The sequence below is a fragment of the Mesorhizobium sp. WSM4904 genome, from assembly GCF_029674545.1.
Taxonomy (GTDB): domain Bacteria; phylum Pseudomonadota; class Alphaproteobacteria; order Rhizobiales; family Rhizobiaceae; genus Mesorhizobium.
In genome coordinates, this window is sequence record NZ_CP121354.1 from 1,154,493 (window position 1) to 1,169,083 (window position 14,591).

13 protein-coding genes and 1 pseudogene are annotated in these 14,591 nt (G+C 64.6%); 10 read left to right on the plus strand and 4 right to left on the minus strand.

Features of this window, described 5'->3' with window-relative positions; translation table 11 throughout:
- Positions 1-230 precede the first annotated feature (230 nt).
- Entirely contained in the window at positions 231-887 is a 657-nt protein-coding gene (gene fsa, locus QAZ47_RS05485) for a fructose-6-phosphate aldolase (protein ID WP_278232784.1), read from the minus strand.
- Between the two features lie 91 nt (positions 888-978).
- On the opposite strand from fsa, the gene QAZ47_RS05490 reads away from it, so the two are divergent.
- Complete coding sequence (locus QAZ47_RS05490) at positions 979-3,162, plus strand: primosomal protein N' (protein WP_278232785.1); 2,184 nt, start codon at positions 979-981, stop codon at positions 3,160-3,162.
- 145 nt (positions 3,163-3,307) lie between these two features.
- On the opposite strand, the gene QAZ47_RS05495 is transcribed toward QAZ47_RS05490, so the two are convergent.
- The gene (locus tag QAZ47_RS05495) at positions 3,308-3,553 is read right to left on the minus strand and encodes a type II toxin-antitoxin system Phd/YefM family antitoxin (protein ID WP_278232786.1); all 246 of its coding nucleotides are present in this window, start codon (positions 3,551-3,553) and stop codon (positions 3,308-3,310) included.
- Positions 3,554-3,620: 67 nt separating this feature from the next.
- On the opposite strand from QAZ47_RS05495, the pseudogene QAZ47_RS05500 reads away from it, so the two are divergent.
- Positions 3,621-3,791, plus strand: a pseudogene (locus QAZ47_RS05500) (aspartate/glutamate racemase); the annotation flags it as partial.
- A gap of 185 nt (positions 3,792-3,976) precedes the next feature.
- On the opposite strand, the gene QAZ47_RS05505 reads toward QAZ47_RS05500, so the two are convergent.
- Positions 3,977-5,059 carry a transposase gene (locus QAZ47_RS05505; RefSeq protein ID WP_278230985.1) on the minus strand — a complete coding sequence of 361 codons (1,083 nt, stop codon included), beginning with the start codon at positions 5,057-5,059 and terminating at the stop codon, positions 3,977-3,979.
- 86 nt (positions 5,060-5,145) lie between these two features.
- Here QAZ47_RS05505 and QAZ47_RS05510 point away from each other — a divergent pair, with 86 nt between their 5' ends.
- The 8 genes from QAZ47_RS05510 to lepB all read left to right on the plus strand — a co-directional run bounded on the left by QAZ47_RS05510 (position 5,146) and on the right by lepB (position 12,836).
- Positions 5,146-5,649, plus strand: coding sequence for an amino acid racemase (locus tag QAZ47_RS05510; protein WP_278232787.1), 504 nt, complete (start codon positions 5,146-5,148; stop codon positions 5,647-5,649).
- Positions 5,650-5,771: 122 nt separating this feature from the next.
- Positions 5,772-6,167 (plus strand): DUF4345 family protein, encoded by a 396-nt coding sequence (locus tag QAZ47_RS05515; protein ID WP_126091336.1) that lies wholly within the window; start codon positions 5,772-5,774, stop codon positions 6,165-6,167.
- A 350-nt stretch (positions 6,168-6,517) separates the two neighbouring features.
- Positions 6,518-7,078, plus strand: a complete 561-nt coding sequence (locus QAZ47_RS05520; protein WP_278232788.1) for a F0F1 ATP synthase subunit delta — start codon at positions 6,518-6,520, stop codon at positions 7,076-7,078.
- Positions 7,078-8,607 (plus strand): F0F1 ATP synthase subunit alpha, encoded by a 1,530-nt coding sequence (gene atpA, locus QAZ47_RS05525; RefSeq protein ID WP_278232789.1) that lies wholly within the window; start codon positions 7,078-7,080, stop codon positions 8,605-8,607. Before QAZ47_RS05520 ends, atpA begins: the two co-directional genes overlap by 1 nt.
- A gap of 29 nt (positions 8,608-8,636) precedes the next feature.
- Positions 8,637-9,521 (plus strand): F0F1 ATP synthase subunit gamma, encoded by an 885-nt coding sequence (locus QAZ47_RS05530; protein ID WP_278075899.1) that lies wholly within the window; start codon positions 8,637-8,639, stop codon positions 9,519-9,521.
- A gap of 70 nt (positions 9,522-9,591) precedes the next feature.
- Positions 9,592-11,184: a F0F1 ATP synthase subunit beta gene (gene atpD / locus QAZ47_RS05535; protein ID WP_278206003.1), complete on the plus strand. Its 1,593-nt coding sequence runs from the start codon at positions 9,592-9,594 to the stop codon at positions 11,182-11,184.
- A 98-nt stretch (positions 11,185-11,282) separates the two neighbouring features.
- The gene (locus tag QAZ47_RS05540) at positions 11,283-11,690 is read left to right on the plus strand and encodes a F0F1 ATP synthase subunit epsilon (protein WP_278075897.1); all 408 of its coding nucleotides are present in this window, start codon (positions 11,283-11,285) and stop codon (positions 11,688-11,690) included.
- A 189-nt stretch (positions 11,691-11,879) separates the two neighbouring features.
- Complete coding sequence (gene lepB / locus QAZ47_RS05545) at positions 11,880-12,836, plus strand: signal peptidase I (protein ID WP_278232790.1); 957 nt, start codon at positions 11,880-11,882, stop codon at positions 12,834-12,836.
- A gap of 21 nt (positions 12,837-12,857) precedes the next feature.
- Here the strand turns inward: lepB and QAZ47_RS05550 are convergent, their stop codons facing one another.
- Positions 12,858-14,426: a mannitol dehydrogenase family protein gene (locus tag QAZ47_RS05550; protein WP_278232791.1), complete on the minus strand. Its 1,569-nt coding sequence runs from the start codon at positions 14,424-14,426 to the stop codon at positions 12,858-12,860.
- Positions 14,427-14,591 lie beyond the last annotated feature (165 nt).

Below are 14,591 nucleotides of genomic sequence, written 5' to 3' on the forward strand. Positions count from 1 at the left end.
CTTGATCGAAGGTGCAGCGGAGCAGAATTCTACACCGCTGCAACGCTCGTATTTCACGGAATGGATCCTCGGGTCTGCGCCGCGTCGCTTCGCTCCTTGCTTCGCCCGAGGATGACGATCGCGATGGGCGTTCCGGCCAATCACCAAGGCATGCGACCTGCCAAGGCATAGGCGCTTTGCTACGAAAAAAGGCCGGTTGCCCGGCCTTTTTTGCTGTTCGGTGTCCAATCTCAGTTGATCTTCTGGCCGGTCTTGGCCCAGTCGGCGAGGAAGGCGGCGAGGCCCTTGTCGGTCAGCGGATGGTTGACCAGCGCCCGCAGCGTCGCCGGCGGTGCGGTCACGACATCGGAACCGATGAGCGCGGCCTGCTTGACGTGGTTCACCGAGCGCACGGAAGCGGTCAGGATCTCGGTCTTGAAATCGTAGTTGTCGTAGATGGTGCGGATTTCCGAGATCAGCTCCATGCCGTCCGAGCCGGTGTCGTCGATGCGCCCGACGAAAGGCGAGATGAACGAGGCGCCGGCCTTGGCGGCGAGCAGTGCCTGGTTGGCCGAGAAGCAGAGCGTGACGTTGACCATGCGGTTCAGCTCGGTGCGGATCGTCTTGCAGGCCTTCAGCCCATCCAGCGTCAGCGGCACCTTGATGCAGACATTGGGCGCGATCTTGGCCAGCACCTCGGCCTCGCCCATCATGTCCTTGAATTCCGTGGCCACGACCTCGGCCGAGACCGGGCCTTCGACGATGTCGCAGATCTGCTTCGTCACCTCGGAGATCTTGCCGCCAGATTTCAGGATCAGCGAGGGGTTGGTGGTGACCCCATCGAGAAGCCCCAGATCGTTCAGCTCCTTGATCTCCTTGATGTCGGCGGTGTCGACAAAAAACTTCATGGCGGTCTCCTTGGGGATTTCATGGTGCCGGTCAGGCACGTTCGAGAGTCACCCTTTGATCTAGAGCAAAGTCGGGGCAAGGTCACGCCTCATGATGGAAGATTCGCCCTTTGTCGCGGCCGCACCGGTGCTGGTGCCGATGCCGGCCGAACGGCCCTACACCTATGCCGTGCCGCCCGGCATGCGCGTGGTGCCGGGCTCGATCGTGCGCGTGCCGCTGGGACCGCGCCAGGTCGCCGGCATCGTCTGGGACGGCGTCGTCGAAACGGTCGATCCGAAAAAACTGCGGCCGATCGAGGAGGTCTTCGACTGTCCGCCGATCGACAGGGCCATGCGCCGCTTCGTCGACTGGATCGCGCAATACACGCTGTCGGCCCCCGGCATGGTGGCGCGCATGCTGCTCAGGGCACCCGAAGCCTTCGACCCGGAACCGTGGATCGAAGGGCTGCAGCGCACCCTCGCGGAACCCGACCGATTGACCGACGCCCGGCGCCGCGTGCTGGAGACGGCCGAGGGCGGCCTTGCCTGGACACGTTCGGGGCTCGCGCATGCGGCGGGCGTCTCCTTCACCGTCATCGACGGCTTGAGGGCGCAAGGCGTGTTCGAGACGGTGATGATCCCGCCGCGGCCCGTGGTCGCCGCGCCCGATCCTTGCCATGCCGTGCCGGAATTGATGCCCGACCAGAAGGCGGCGGCCGACAAGCTGCGGGCGGCAATCGCCGCCGATGCCTTCAACGTCACTCTTCTCGACGGCGTCACGGGGTCGGGCAAGACGGAAGTCTATTTCGAGGCGGTGGCGGCGGCGCTCGACAAGGGCAGGCAGGTGCTGATCCTGCTGCCGGAGATCGCGCTGACCCATGCCTTCCTCGAACGCTTCCAGGACCGGTTCGGAGCCAAGCCGGCGGAGTGGCATTCGGACCTGCCGCCCAGGATGCGCGAGCGCGTCTGGCGGCAGGTGGCGGAAGGCGGTGTGCGCGTCGTCGCCGGCGCGCGCTCGGCGCTGTTCCTGCCGTTCAGGGAGCTCGGCCTGATCGTCGTCGACGAGGAGCACGATCCCGCCTACAAGCAGGAGGACCGCGTCTTCTACAATGCGCGCGACATGGCGGTGGTGCGCGGCCATATCGGCGCCTTCCCGGTCGTGCTCGCCTCGGCGACGCCGTCGGTGGAGAGCCGGGTCAATGCAAGCCAGGGCCGCTATACCAGAGCGGTGCTGTCGTCACGCTTCGCCGAGGCGGCACTTCCCGACCTGAAATCGATCGACATGCGGCGCGCGCCGCCGGCGCGCGGCGGCTTCCTGTCGCCTGTCCTTCTTGAACAGATGCAGCGCACGCTGGAGAAAAAAGAGCAGTCGCTGCTTTTCCTCAACCGGCGCGGCTATGCGCCGCTGACGCTCTGCCGCGTCTGCGGCCATCGCTTCGGCTGCCCGGTCTGCTCGGCCTGGCTGGTCGAGCATCGCTTTCGCGGCCAGCTCGTCTGCCATCATTGCGGCCACAACGAGCGCCGGCCCGAAGCCTGCCCGGAATGCGGCACGCTCGATCACCTCGTCGCCTGCGGACCGGGCGTCGAGCGCATCGCCGAGGAGGTGGTGGCGCATTTCCCGGAGGCGCGCACGATCGTGCTCTCGTCGGATCTCTTAGGCGGCGTGCGCCGGCTGCGGCTCGAGCTCGAGGCCGTCGCCAATGGCGAGGCCGACATCGTCATCGGCACGCAGCTCGTCGCCAAGGGCCACAATTTTCCCGGCATGACGCTGGTCGGCGTGGTCGACGCCGATCTCGGCCTCGCCAATGGCGATCCGCGCGCCGCCGAGCGCACCTTCCAGCTGCTCAGCCAGGTGACCGGACGAGCCGGCCGCACCGGCAAGAAAAGCCTTGGCCTGTTGCAGACCTACCAGCCGGACCACCCGGTGATGCGGGCGATCGTCTCCGGTGATTCGGAAGCCTTTTATGAGCGCGAGATCGCCGAGCGCGAGCGAGCGGCCCTGCCACCGTTCGGCCGGCTCGCCGGCATCATCGTAAGCGCCGCGACGCGAGGCGAGGCCGAAGGCCATGCGCGCGGCTTGCGGCGCGCCGCGCCCAATGCGTCCGATCTCTTCGTGCTCGGCCCGGCCGAGGCGCCGCTGTCGCTGATCGGCGGCCGCCACCGCTTCCGCCTGCTGGTGCAGGGCGAACGGCGCGCCGACATGCAGGGTTTTATTCGCGCCATGCTGGCGGACGGGCCGAAGCTGCGCGGCTCGGTGCGCGTGCAGGTCGACATCGACCCGCAGAGTTTTCTGTAAAGGTGCGCTCGATTGCGGGCGAGGCGCGTCTAGCGCGGCTTAAAGCGCGTCGCGCTGAAAACGGATTCAGGCGACGCGCTTTAAGTCTTTGTTTTGATGCATGTCGTTTCTCCCAAAACCGCTGCGCACTTTTGGGCGACATGCATTAAAATTCGATATCTCGCGACGGCGCTTCATTTCGCTCAAATTCGATACCGCCCGGAAACTCAAGCAAAAGGTCCGCGAAGTTTTTCTGGCTGCCTTGCGGATAAAGCTTTCGCCCTTCATCAACCGGGACAACCATGGCAGTCGGCTTGCCGTGTCTTGTGATGATGGTTGGCTCGCCGTTTTCTGCGGCCTCGACGATCGCCGAGAGTCCTGCCTTGGCCAGCCCAAGCTGAATGGTTCTCACGACGACCTCCTTGTGGTCTCATGTGCTCATAGTATCGGGAATCACCCAGGAAAGGGAACAACCGGTCATGAAAACCCTCGGCCTGATCGGCGGCATGAGCTGGGAATCGACGGCGATCTACTACCGCCTGCTCAACGAGATCGTGCGCGAGCGGCTGGGCGGGCTGCATTCGGCTAAGCTGCTTTTGTGGTCGTTCGATTTCGCCGAGATTGCCGAACGCCAACATGCAGGCGATTGGGCATATGCGCTAAGATAGCTTTGGCATGGCTTGAAATTTGCGTTTTCGCGGTGGCTCACGCCAACGATGCCGCAAGGCATGGAGATTTTGGCGCAAGCTTGCCAAGCGAGGCTGAGTAAAGATCGCTGCGATCAGCGAGGCGACGATCTGGCGGGTGGCGCGCCACAGCAGCGGGCGCCCGTCGCTCAAGGGGGAGAGACACCCAACTCCTGCGAGAGGGGTTCGGTCACAAGCGCGATGAGGAAGTGGGCAAGAATCCAAGGCTTTGCGATCCTTGGGTCTTTGGCGGGAGGCGCGCGCAGCCCGATCAGGCTCTTCAGACGCTTGAAGGCGAGCTCGATGCGCCAGCGCATGCGATAGAGCTTGAGAACCGTGCCGGCGGGAAACTCCTGCCGGTCAAGCGAGGTCACAAGGATGACGAAGCCGGCCGCAATCAGCGTCTCGGGTCGAACCTTGTTGCCCTTGGCCTTGGCTTCCTTGTTGATTTTGCGCCGCGCTTCTTGTGCCGCTGCCTCGGATTTGCGCAAGGCGATCAGGCGCATCTTCACAGGCTCGCCCTTCTTGAGGGCCAACCGGACAGGCGTTTCGAAGACTTCCTCGCGGCGGCTCTCCAGGTAGCCGATGAGATCGAACGCCTTGCCGTTGGCGTCGAGCCATCGCGCATTCTTCCACGACGCGCGCACGACAACGTCGCCGCCTTGCGCCATGACCCTTGCGATCCGCTCGGCCTGCAGATAGGCGCGGTCGCCGATGCGGATCTCGCCCGCCACCACCGGCACGCGGTCGATCAGCTCGGCCTCGCTTTGGTCGGTGATCTCGAGGAAATCGAACTGCTCGCGCTCAAGCTCGAAGGCGCAGTGCATGCGCCAAAGGCCATTGTTCTTCTTCTCATGCGCACCGGCCTTGGCAACCGCCGTCGCATCGAGGATGCGGATCAGCCGGCCCTTGGCCAAGCCTTTTTCCTCGCGCTTCAAAAGATGCCCAATCAACTGCTGCAGCCACGGCCCTGCATTGCGCAGCCGGCCGAGCAAGGCCACGTCCGAGATGTCGGCAATCCCGCTCGCCGCCGCCCAGGCCACGACGCCCCGCATGCCCACCTTGCCAAGGCAGTAAGCCAATGTCAGGCGCAACAGATCGCACGCCGACCGGATACCCCGCGGTCGCAGGAACGCCTTCGTCTCGCGCGCACTTCCTGCGATCAACTCTTCGCCGCCGAGAAGCGCAATCGTCTCGGCCCAGCCGTCATCAACAAGTGATTCGTGTGTCATCCTCAGCGTAGAATCACAACCGATTCCGCGCTGCAACACCTATCTTAGCGCCTATGGGCGATTGGGAGGGTGCGGGCGCCCTTCTCGTGGAAGCGGCGCGCGGATTGGAGGCGGCCGGCGCGCATGGGTTGGTGATCTGCACCAACACCATGCACAAGCTCGCCGACGACGTGCAGGCGGCGGTGTCGATCCCACTCATCCACATCGCCGATGCCACTGCGCACGCCGTCGTCGAGGCGGGCGTGAAGCGTCCGGCGCTGCTGGCGACCCGCTTCACCATGGAGCAGGATTTCTACAAAGGGCGGCTTGCCGACAAATACGGGCTGCAGCCCGTGGTGCCCAATCAGGCCGGCCGCGACATGGTGCACCGGGTGATCTATGACGAACTTTGCCAGGGCGTCGTCGAGGACAGATCGAAGGCCGCCTATATCGCCGAGGTCGGCCGCATGCGGCGCGACGAGAAGGTGGACAGCGTCATCATGGGCTGCACCGAGATCACCATGCTGATCGGGCAGGGCGATTTCGATATCCCGGTGTTCGACACCACGCGCATCCATGCCGAGGCCGCGATCGAGTTCGCGCTGTCCTGACCAGGCGCTCTTCCGACGTGTCTTTCTTGCGCCTGTTCTAATGTGCCGGCGGCCATCTGGCGCGCGGCTTTTCCTCCGCTAGAATGCCGGCAATTTCAGAACAAGACTTTACGAGGGATCAGATGGAATTCGCATTTCCGTGGCCGGCGAGCCAGGGCGAGTGGCTGGCTTGGTCGAGCGCCGTCGTCACGCTGCTCATCGGCCTGCTCCTATTCCTGGCGCCGAACCTCGCCTTCCGCATCCTGCGCCTGCAGGCCAAGCCGGAGAAGGCCGCGGCGATCGCCGAGGGGCGCGGCCGCATGTCGGGCTTCTATCTCGGCGTCAGCCTGTGCTGCATCCTCTTGGCGCAGCCGCTTCTCTACATGGCGCTCGGCTTCTCCTGGCTGTTCACCGCTTTCGGCCGGCTTTTGTCGATGATGTCGGACGGCGCCAACACCCCTTTCAACTGGGCCTCCATCGTGGTTGAATTGGCGCTGGCGGCGCTGCCGCTGGCCTTCGCCTTCGGCTTCGTGCCGTGAATTCGCGACCAAAGCGCGTCGCGCTGAAACGGATTCAAGCGACGCGCTTCAGGTTCTTGTTCTGATGCATGTCGTTCTCCCAAAACCGCCGCACAGTTTTGGGCGACATGCAGTAATCCGGCGCTTAAGGTGGCCTCCGCCGCCTGATGCGACAAAAGTGCCTGAAAACCATGCCGGACGATGCATTGCGGTCTTAAAAGGCCTGTGCTAGACGGCAATCGACTTTCGGCCGGGGATAGCGGAAGCCATCCCTCCGTGCTTGGAAAAATCGCAGTAAGGTCAAAGATTTAGCCAGAGTTTTTGCTCGCGCCAACAATCTGCGGCCTGTCAGACAAGAGAAAAGACGGTCCGTGGCCCAATCGTCATCGCCAATCTCAGCTGTCGCAGAACGCTATGCAAGCTCGCTGTTCGAGCTCGCGCTGCAGGAAAATTCGGTCGCCAAGGTCGAAGCCGACCTCAACGACTTCGAGGCGATGCTGAACGGCAGCGCCGATCTTGCCCGGCTGATCAACAGCCCGGTGTTCTCCAGCGACGATCAGGCCAAGGCCATCGGCGCGATCATCGGCAAGGCCAAGATCACCGGCCTCGTCGGCAACTTCCTGCGCGTCGTCGCCCGCAACCGCCGCCTGTTCGCCGTGCCCGGCATGATCAAGGCGTTCCGCCAGATCGCCGCCGACCATCGTGGCGAGGCTTCCGCCGAGGTCACCTCGGCGCATGCGCTGACGGCCGCGCAGCAGACCGAGCTCAAGGCGACGCTGAAGAGCATCGCCGGCAAGGACGTGGCCATCGCCATGACGGTCGATCCGTCGCTGCTCGGCGGGCTGATCGTGAAGATGGGCTCGCGCCAGATCGACACGTCGCTCAAAACCAAACTCAATTCGCTCAAGCTTGCACTGAAAGAGGTCGGCTGATGGACATCCGCGCCGCGGAAATTTCCGCAATTCTGAAAGACCAGATCAAGAATTTCGGCAAGGAGGCCGAGGTCTCCGAAGTCGGGCAGGTTTTGTCCGTCGGTGACGGCATCGCCCGCGTCTACGGCCTCGACAACGTCCAGGCGGGCGAGATGGTCGAATTCCCGGGCGGCATCCGCGGCATGGCGCTGAACCTCGAAGCCGACAATGTCGGCGTCGTCATCTTCGGCAACGACCGCGACATCAAGGAAGGCGACACCGTCAAGCGCACCGGCGCCATCGTCGACGTGCCGGTCGGCCCCGGCCTGCTCGGCCGCGTCGTCGACGCGCTCGGCAACCCGATCGACGGCAAGGGCCCGATCAAGGCCACCGAACGCCGCCGCGTCGACGTCAAGGCGCCCGGCATCATTCCGCGCAAGTCGGTGCACGAGCCGATGTCGACCGGCTTGAAGGCCATCGACGCGCTGATCCCGGTCGGCCGCGGCCAGCGCGAGCTGGTCATCGGCGACCGCCAGACAGGCAAGACCGCCATCATCCTCGACACGATGCTGAACCAGAAGTCGGTGCACGACAACGGCCCCGAGAAGGAGAAGCTTTACTGCGTCTACGTCGCCGTCGGCCAGAAGCGCTCGACTGTCGCGCAGTTCGTGAAGGTGCTGGAGGAGCGCGGCGCGCTCGACTACTCCATCATCATCGCCGCCACCGCGTCCGACCCGGCGCCGATGCAGTTCCTGGCGCCGTTCGCCGGCTGCACGATGGGCGAGTATTTCCGCGACAACGGCATGCATGCCCTCATCAGCTATGACGACCTGTCGAAGCAGGCCGTCGCCTACCGCCAGATGTCGCTGCTGCTGCGCCGCCCGCCGGGCCGCGAAGCCTATCCGGGCGACGTTTTCTACCTGCACTCGCGTCTCTTGGAGCGCGCCGCCAAGCTCAACGACGACAACGGCAACGGTTCGCTGACCGCGCTGCCGATCATCGAGACGCAGGCCAATGACGTGTCGGCCTACATCCCGACCAACGTGATCTCGATCACCGACGGCCAGATCTTCCTCGAGACCAACCTGTTCTTCCAGGGCATCCGCCCGGCGGTGAACGTCGGTCTGTCGGTGTCGCGCGTCGGCTCTTCGGCGCAGGTCAAGGCGATGAAGCAGGTCGCCGGCTCGATCAAGGGCGAGCTCGCGCAGTACCGCGAAATGGCGGCCTTCGCGCAGTTCGGCTCCGACCTCGACGCCGCCACGCAGCGCCTCTTGAACCGTGGTTCGCGCCTGACGGAGCTCTTGAAGCAGCCGCAGTTCTCGCCGCTCAAGACCGAGGAGCAGGTCGCGGTGATCTTTGCCGGCGTCAACGGCTATCTCGACAAGCTGTCGCTCAACCAGGTCGGCAAGTTCGAGCATGGCCTGCTCAGCCACATGCGCTCGGCCGGCAAGGACGTGCTCGACGGCATCCGCAAGGAGAAGGCGCTGTCGGACGACCTGCGCGCCAAGCTGAAGGCGGAAATCGACGCCTTCGCCAAGACCTTTGCTTGAACGAAGCCGGACGGGATCGGGTTTGAAGCATGGCTTCGTTAAAAGACCTTCGTAACCGTATCGCCTCGGTCAAGGCGACGCAGAAGATCACCAAGGCGATGCAGATGGTCGCCGCGGCGAAGCTGCGTCGCGCGCAGGAAGCGGCGGAAGCCGCCAGACCCTATTCCGAGCGGATGGGCGCGGTGCTGGCCAACATCACCCAGGCGATCGGCGGCGGCGGCGACGCTCCGGCGCTGATGACCGGCACCGGCAGGGACGACGTGCAACTGCTCATCGTCTGCACCGCCGAGCGGGGCCTATGCGGTGGCTTCAACTCGCAGATCGCGCGTCTTGCCCGCGATCATATCCGCAGGCTTCTCGCCGACGGCAAGCAGGTCAAGATCATCTGCGTCGGCAAGAAGGGCTACGACATCCTGCGCCGCGAATACGGCTCGCTGATCCTCGATCGTGTCGACCTGCGCGAGGTCAAGACGCTCGGCTTCGTCAATGCCGATGCGATCGCGCGCAAGGTCATCAACCTGTTCAACCAGGGCGGCTTCGACGTCTGCACGCTGTTCTATTCGCAGTTCAAGTCGGTGATCAGCCAGATCCCGACGGCGCAGCAGATCATTCCGGCAGCCCAGGCTTCCGCCGCAGCCGAGACGAGCAACGGCGCCACCGCCGTCTACGAATACGAGCCGGAGCCGGGCGAGATCCTTTCCGACCTCATCCCGCGCAACATCGCGGTGCAGATCTTCCGCGCGCTGCTCGAGAACGCGGCGGGCGAGATGGGCGCCAAGATGAGCGCGATGGACAATGCGACGCGCAACGCCGGCGACATGATCAACAGGCTGTCGATCACCTACAACCGCCAGCGGCAGGCGCAGATCACCAAGGAACTGATCGAAATCATTTCGGGCGCCGAGGCGCTCTAGGCGCGCCGCGCGAGGTCATCGATCTCGCGGCGATGGCGTGAACAACAGATAGACGAAAAGGGCAAAGACGATGGCGAAAGCAGCTACCCCGAAGACCGCCAAGGCGGCATCGGCCCCCAAGGAAGCGGCAAAGGCTCCGGCAGCAGCGAAGGCCGCTCCGGCTAAGAAGGCGGCCGCTCCGGCCAAGGCAGCAGCACCCGCCAAGGCGGCAGCGGCGAAGACGGCCAACGTCGCGGCAAAGAGGGTCGGCGCCGCCGGCAAGGTGCGCCAGGTCATCGGCGCCGTCGTCGACGTGCAGTTCGAAGACCATCTGCCGGCCATTCTGAACGCGCTCGAAACCGACAATGTCGGCAACCGCCTGGTGCTCGAGGTCGCCCAGCATCTCGGCGAGAACACCGTGCGCTGCATCGCCATGGACTCGACCGAGGGTCTCGTGCGCGGCCAGGACGTCTTCGACACCGGCGGGCCGATCTCGGTTCCGGTCGGCCCGGGCATGCTCGGCCGCATCATAAACGTCATCGGCGAGCCGGTCGATGAAGCAGGCCCGGTCGACGCCGTCGAAATGCGCGCCATCCACCAGCCGGCTCCGGCCTATGTCGACCAGTCGACGGAAGCGCAGATCCTGGTCACCGGCATCAAGGTTCTCGACCTGCTGGCGCCTTACGCCCGCGGCGGCAAGATCGGCCTGTTCGGCGGCGCCGGCGTCGGCAAGACCGTGCTGATCCAGGAACTGATCAACAACGTCGCCAAGGCCCATGGCGGCTTCTCGGTGTTCGCCGGCGTCGGCGAGCGCACCCGCGAAGGCAACGACCTCTATCACGAGTTCATCGAATCCGGCGTCAACAAGAAGGGCGGCGGCCAGGGCTCCAAGGCCGCGCTCGTCTATGGCCAGATGAACGAGCCGCCGGGCGCCCGCGCCCGCGTCGGCCTGACCGGCCTCACCGTCGCCGAGTATTTCCGCGACCAGGGCCAGGACGTGCTGTTCTTCGTCGACAACATCTTCCGCTTCACGCAGGCGGGCTCGGAAGTGTCGGCGCTGCTCGGCCGCATCCCCTCGGCGGTGGGCTACCAGCCGACTCTCGCCACCGACATGGGCGCGCTGCAGGAGCGCATCACGACGACGACCAAGGGCTCGATCACCTCGGTGCAGGCCATCTACGTTCCGGCCGACGACCTGACCGATCCGGCGCCGGCGACCTCGTTCGCCCACCTCGACGCCACCACCGTGCTCAACCGCGCGATCTCGGAAAAGGGCATTTACCCGGCCGTCGATCCGCTGGATTCCACCTCGCGCATGCTCGACCCGATGGTTGTCGGCGAGGAGCACTACCAGGTCGCTCGCCAGGTGCAGTCGATCCTGCAGCGCTACAAGTCGCTGCAGGACATCATCGCCATCCTGGGCATGGACGAGCTGTCTGAAGAGGACAAGCAGACCGTTGCGCGCGCCCGCAAGATCGAGCGCTTCCTGTCGCAGCCGTTCTTCGTCGCCGAAGTGTTCACGGGATCGCCGGGCAAGCTGGTCGACCTCGCCGACACCATCAAGGGCTTCAAGGGCCTTTGCGCCGGCGACTACGACCACCTGCCGGAAGCCGCTTTCTACATGGTCGGCGGCATCGAGGAAGCGGTCGAGAAGGCGCAGCGCCTGGCAGCTGAAGCGGCGTAAAGAAGCGAATAGCGAATAGGGAGTAGCGAATAGGGATCGGTGGGCCGGCGGAGTTCTTCACTACTCGCTACTCACTATTCCCTACTCGCTAGACAAGCATGGCTGAAGCTTTCAAGTTCGAACTGGTCTCGCCGGAGCGGCTGCTCGTTTCCGAGCAGGTCGAGTCCGTCGTCATCCCGGGTGCCGAAGGCGAGATGACCGTGATGGCGCAGCACGCTCCGGTCATGACCACGATCAAGCCCGGCGTCGTCACGGTGAAGACCGCGGCCGGCAAGGAAGAGCGCTACGTGGTGTTCGGCGGCTTCGCCGACATCCTGCCTTCTGGCTGCACGCTGCTCGCCGAATCGGCGACTCATGTGAACGACATCGACCGCGCCGACATCACCCGCCGCATCCAGGAGGCGAGGGAAGACGCCGCCGACGCCAAGGACGACGAGAGCCGTGCCAAGGCCGAGCAGTTCCTCAGCCAGCTCACCACGCTGGAAGGCGCGCTTATTCCAGCCTGACGACGGCTCCTTACAGATGATTGAAAAGGCGGGGCTTGCCCCGCTTTTTCGTTTGATGGACAGTCCGCCTGCTTGTCGGAGCGTCTGCCGTTTCACGGAGACGGCGAGCCGCTCCATCTCCTTGTCTTGACGCAATCCCTGACGGAAAACCGCTTCGCACTTTTCCTGGAATTACTCTGAGGGCGCCGGATGTCCAGCGAATCAGCCTCACGATCCAGATGGTCGACGGCGCTCGTGGCGGTATTCGGCGGACCGTTCGGCGGCTTCCTGTGGATCGGCGCCGGCAGGTTGGCCGTCGCCTGCCTGATCGTCCTCGATCTGGCTGCCTTGGCCGTCTGCTACATCGGATTTCCGGTTTTTCCGGGCATAGATCTCGCTTGGGCCGCCGACCTTTCAGGGCTCGGCATGGCGGTTCTGTCGGCGGCGATCGTCGTCCCTTTCGCGCCGCGCTTCAGGCCGGACAAGTGGTACGCGCACGGGCTTTGGGTCCTCGTCTTGGTCCTTCTCGCCTCGTACGGCGCTGCGCTCGCGATCCGCACCTTTCTGTTCCAGCCGTTTTCCATGCCGTCCGGCAGCATGGAGCCGACGCTTCAAGTCGGCGACTACTTCTTCGCCTCCAAATCCGCCTATGGCTATGGCCGCTACAGCGTCCCCTTCGGTTTGCTGCCGTTCCAGGGCCGGTTCCTCGGCAGCCCGCCGAAGCGGGGAGACGTGGTGGTGTTCAGGCCGCGCAGCGATCCCGACACCGATTACGTCAAGCGCATCGTCGGCTTGCCGGGCGACCGGATCCAGATGGTCGACGGCCGGCTCCACATCAACGGCGCTCCCGTCAAGGTCGAGGACCTCGGCGAATATTCCACCCGGGACATACGCTCGGCCCGGCTGCAGCGGGAAACGCTGCCGGAAGGCGTGTCCTATCTGGTGATCGACTATGATGTGAGCTCGGTCGGCGACGACACGCCCGAAATCACGGTGCCGACGGACGAGTATTTCATGCTCGGCGACAACCGAGACAATTCCGCCGACAGCCGCTTCACCATGGGCACGGTCCCCTACGCGAATCTCGTCGGCAAGGCGGTGCGCCTGTTCTGGAATTCGAATGGGGTCGACTACGCGTCGCGTCAGGAAGTGAACGCGAGCAGATAGATGATGCGCGGGGGAAAGGTCTCAGTCGGCGCCTGATCCACTTTTCTTGTCTGCGATGCCAAGCGCGGCAAGGGCAAGAATCGGACCGCCCTGCTTCAGGTGAACGAGATGGGTGGCGACAAAATCGACCAGCTTTTCACGCTCCGCGTGGCCCTTGGCAAAGCCCGCCAGGTCGAACACGGCCGCGACCGTCTCTCTCGTCGGAAGAGCCTTGCTGAAGACCTCATTGAGCGGGGCGTCGAGCGGGTCGGTGAAATGGCTTTCCGGCAGCGTTGAGCCGCGCGCCGCGCATGCGGCGATCCAGGCGGCGACAACCAAGGAAAGATGTTCGGGAAGCAATTCTGCTTCCAGTCTGGCGAGGGAGGTGGCGACGATACGCTGCGGCAACTTCTGACTGCCGTCATTGGCGATCTGCGCCGTGCGGTGGGCAAGCGCGGTGTTGGCGAACCGGTCGGCGAGTTCGGCCGTGTAGGGTATGGGATCAAGCCCGGCGTTCTGTGGCAACGTTGGAATGGCTTCAGCCCATAGCCAGTCGACGAATTGCCGGATCGCCGGATCGGCAAAGGCGCGATCGACGGTAGCATGGCCACTCAGCAGCCCCAGATAGGCTATGCCCGAATGGGCGCCGTTGAGCAGCCTGAGCTTCATGTCCTCGAAGGGACCGACGTCCTCGACCATGGTGACGCCGAATCTTTCCCAGGCCGGCCGTCCGGCCGGGAAACGATCCTCGATCACCCATTGACGGAACGGTTCGGTCATCACCGGCCAGGCATCCTCGAGGCCGAGTTCGCCAGCGATGCGGGCGCGGTCGGCATCGGTAGTCGCCGGCACGATGCGGTCGACCATGCTCGACGGAAAGGCCACTTCGTCGGCGATATAGCCGGCTAACGGAAGATCGCCTGCGCCGGAACGGGCGGCATCGCCCTGGCGGGCGAGCCCGGCATCATCCTTGCGGATGAGCCGTAAATCGCGCAGCTTTGCAAACTCGACCAGCAGCCGGTGCAGCGTGGCGCCGTTGGCCGGAAGGTTGTCGCAGCAGAGCACGGTGAAAGGTGGCGCGCCGGCGGCGCGGCGCCGCAGAAGCGCCTCGGTCAGAAAACCATGCGCGGTCTTCGGCGATCCGGGGTTTGCCAGATCGTGCACGATGTCGGGATGGTTCTCATCGAGGCCGCCGTCGGCCGCCCTCAGATAGGCTTTTTCGGTGATGGTCAGCGTGACGATGCGAGTGCGCGGGTCGATGAGCGCGGCGAGCACCGCGTCGGGATCTTCCGGTGCCACCAGCAGCGACCGGATCGAGCCGACCACCTGCAGCTGCTCGCCGGCGCTGTCCCTCACCGCCAGCGTGTAGAGCCCGTCCTGCGGCGCCAGCGCATCGCGCGTGTCGGGGCTGCGCAGCGAGACGCCGACGATGCCCCAATCCGCTTCGCCATCCGCCAGGCAGGCGTCGACATAAGCCGCCTGGTGAGCGCGGTGGAAAGCGCCGACGCCGAGATGGACGATGCCGGGCGTCACGGCGCCGCGATCGTAGCGCGGTATGGCAATCGCGCCTGGCAGCTTGGCGACTGTGGCGTTGGAAAGGCGGCTGTTCATTGGCGTCTGAGGTCTCCGATCGGCGCGTCGAGCCGCTCGTTGGGCAGCAACGGGGCGGCTGCGGCGTAGCATCCGTCGCCGCCCCGTACAATGGCAGCTGCTTATGCAAAAGTCATCATACAACCTGATGATTTTTGTATGTTGACATTATCTCCACCCGATCTA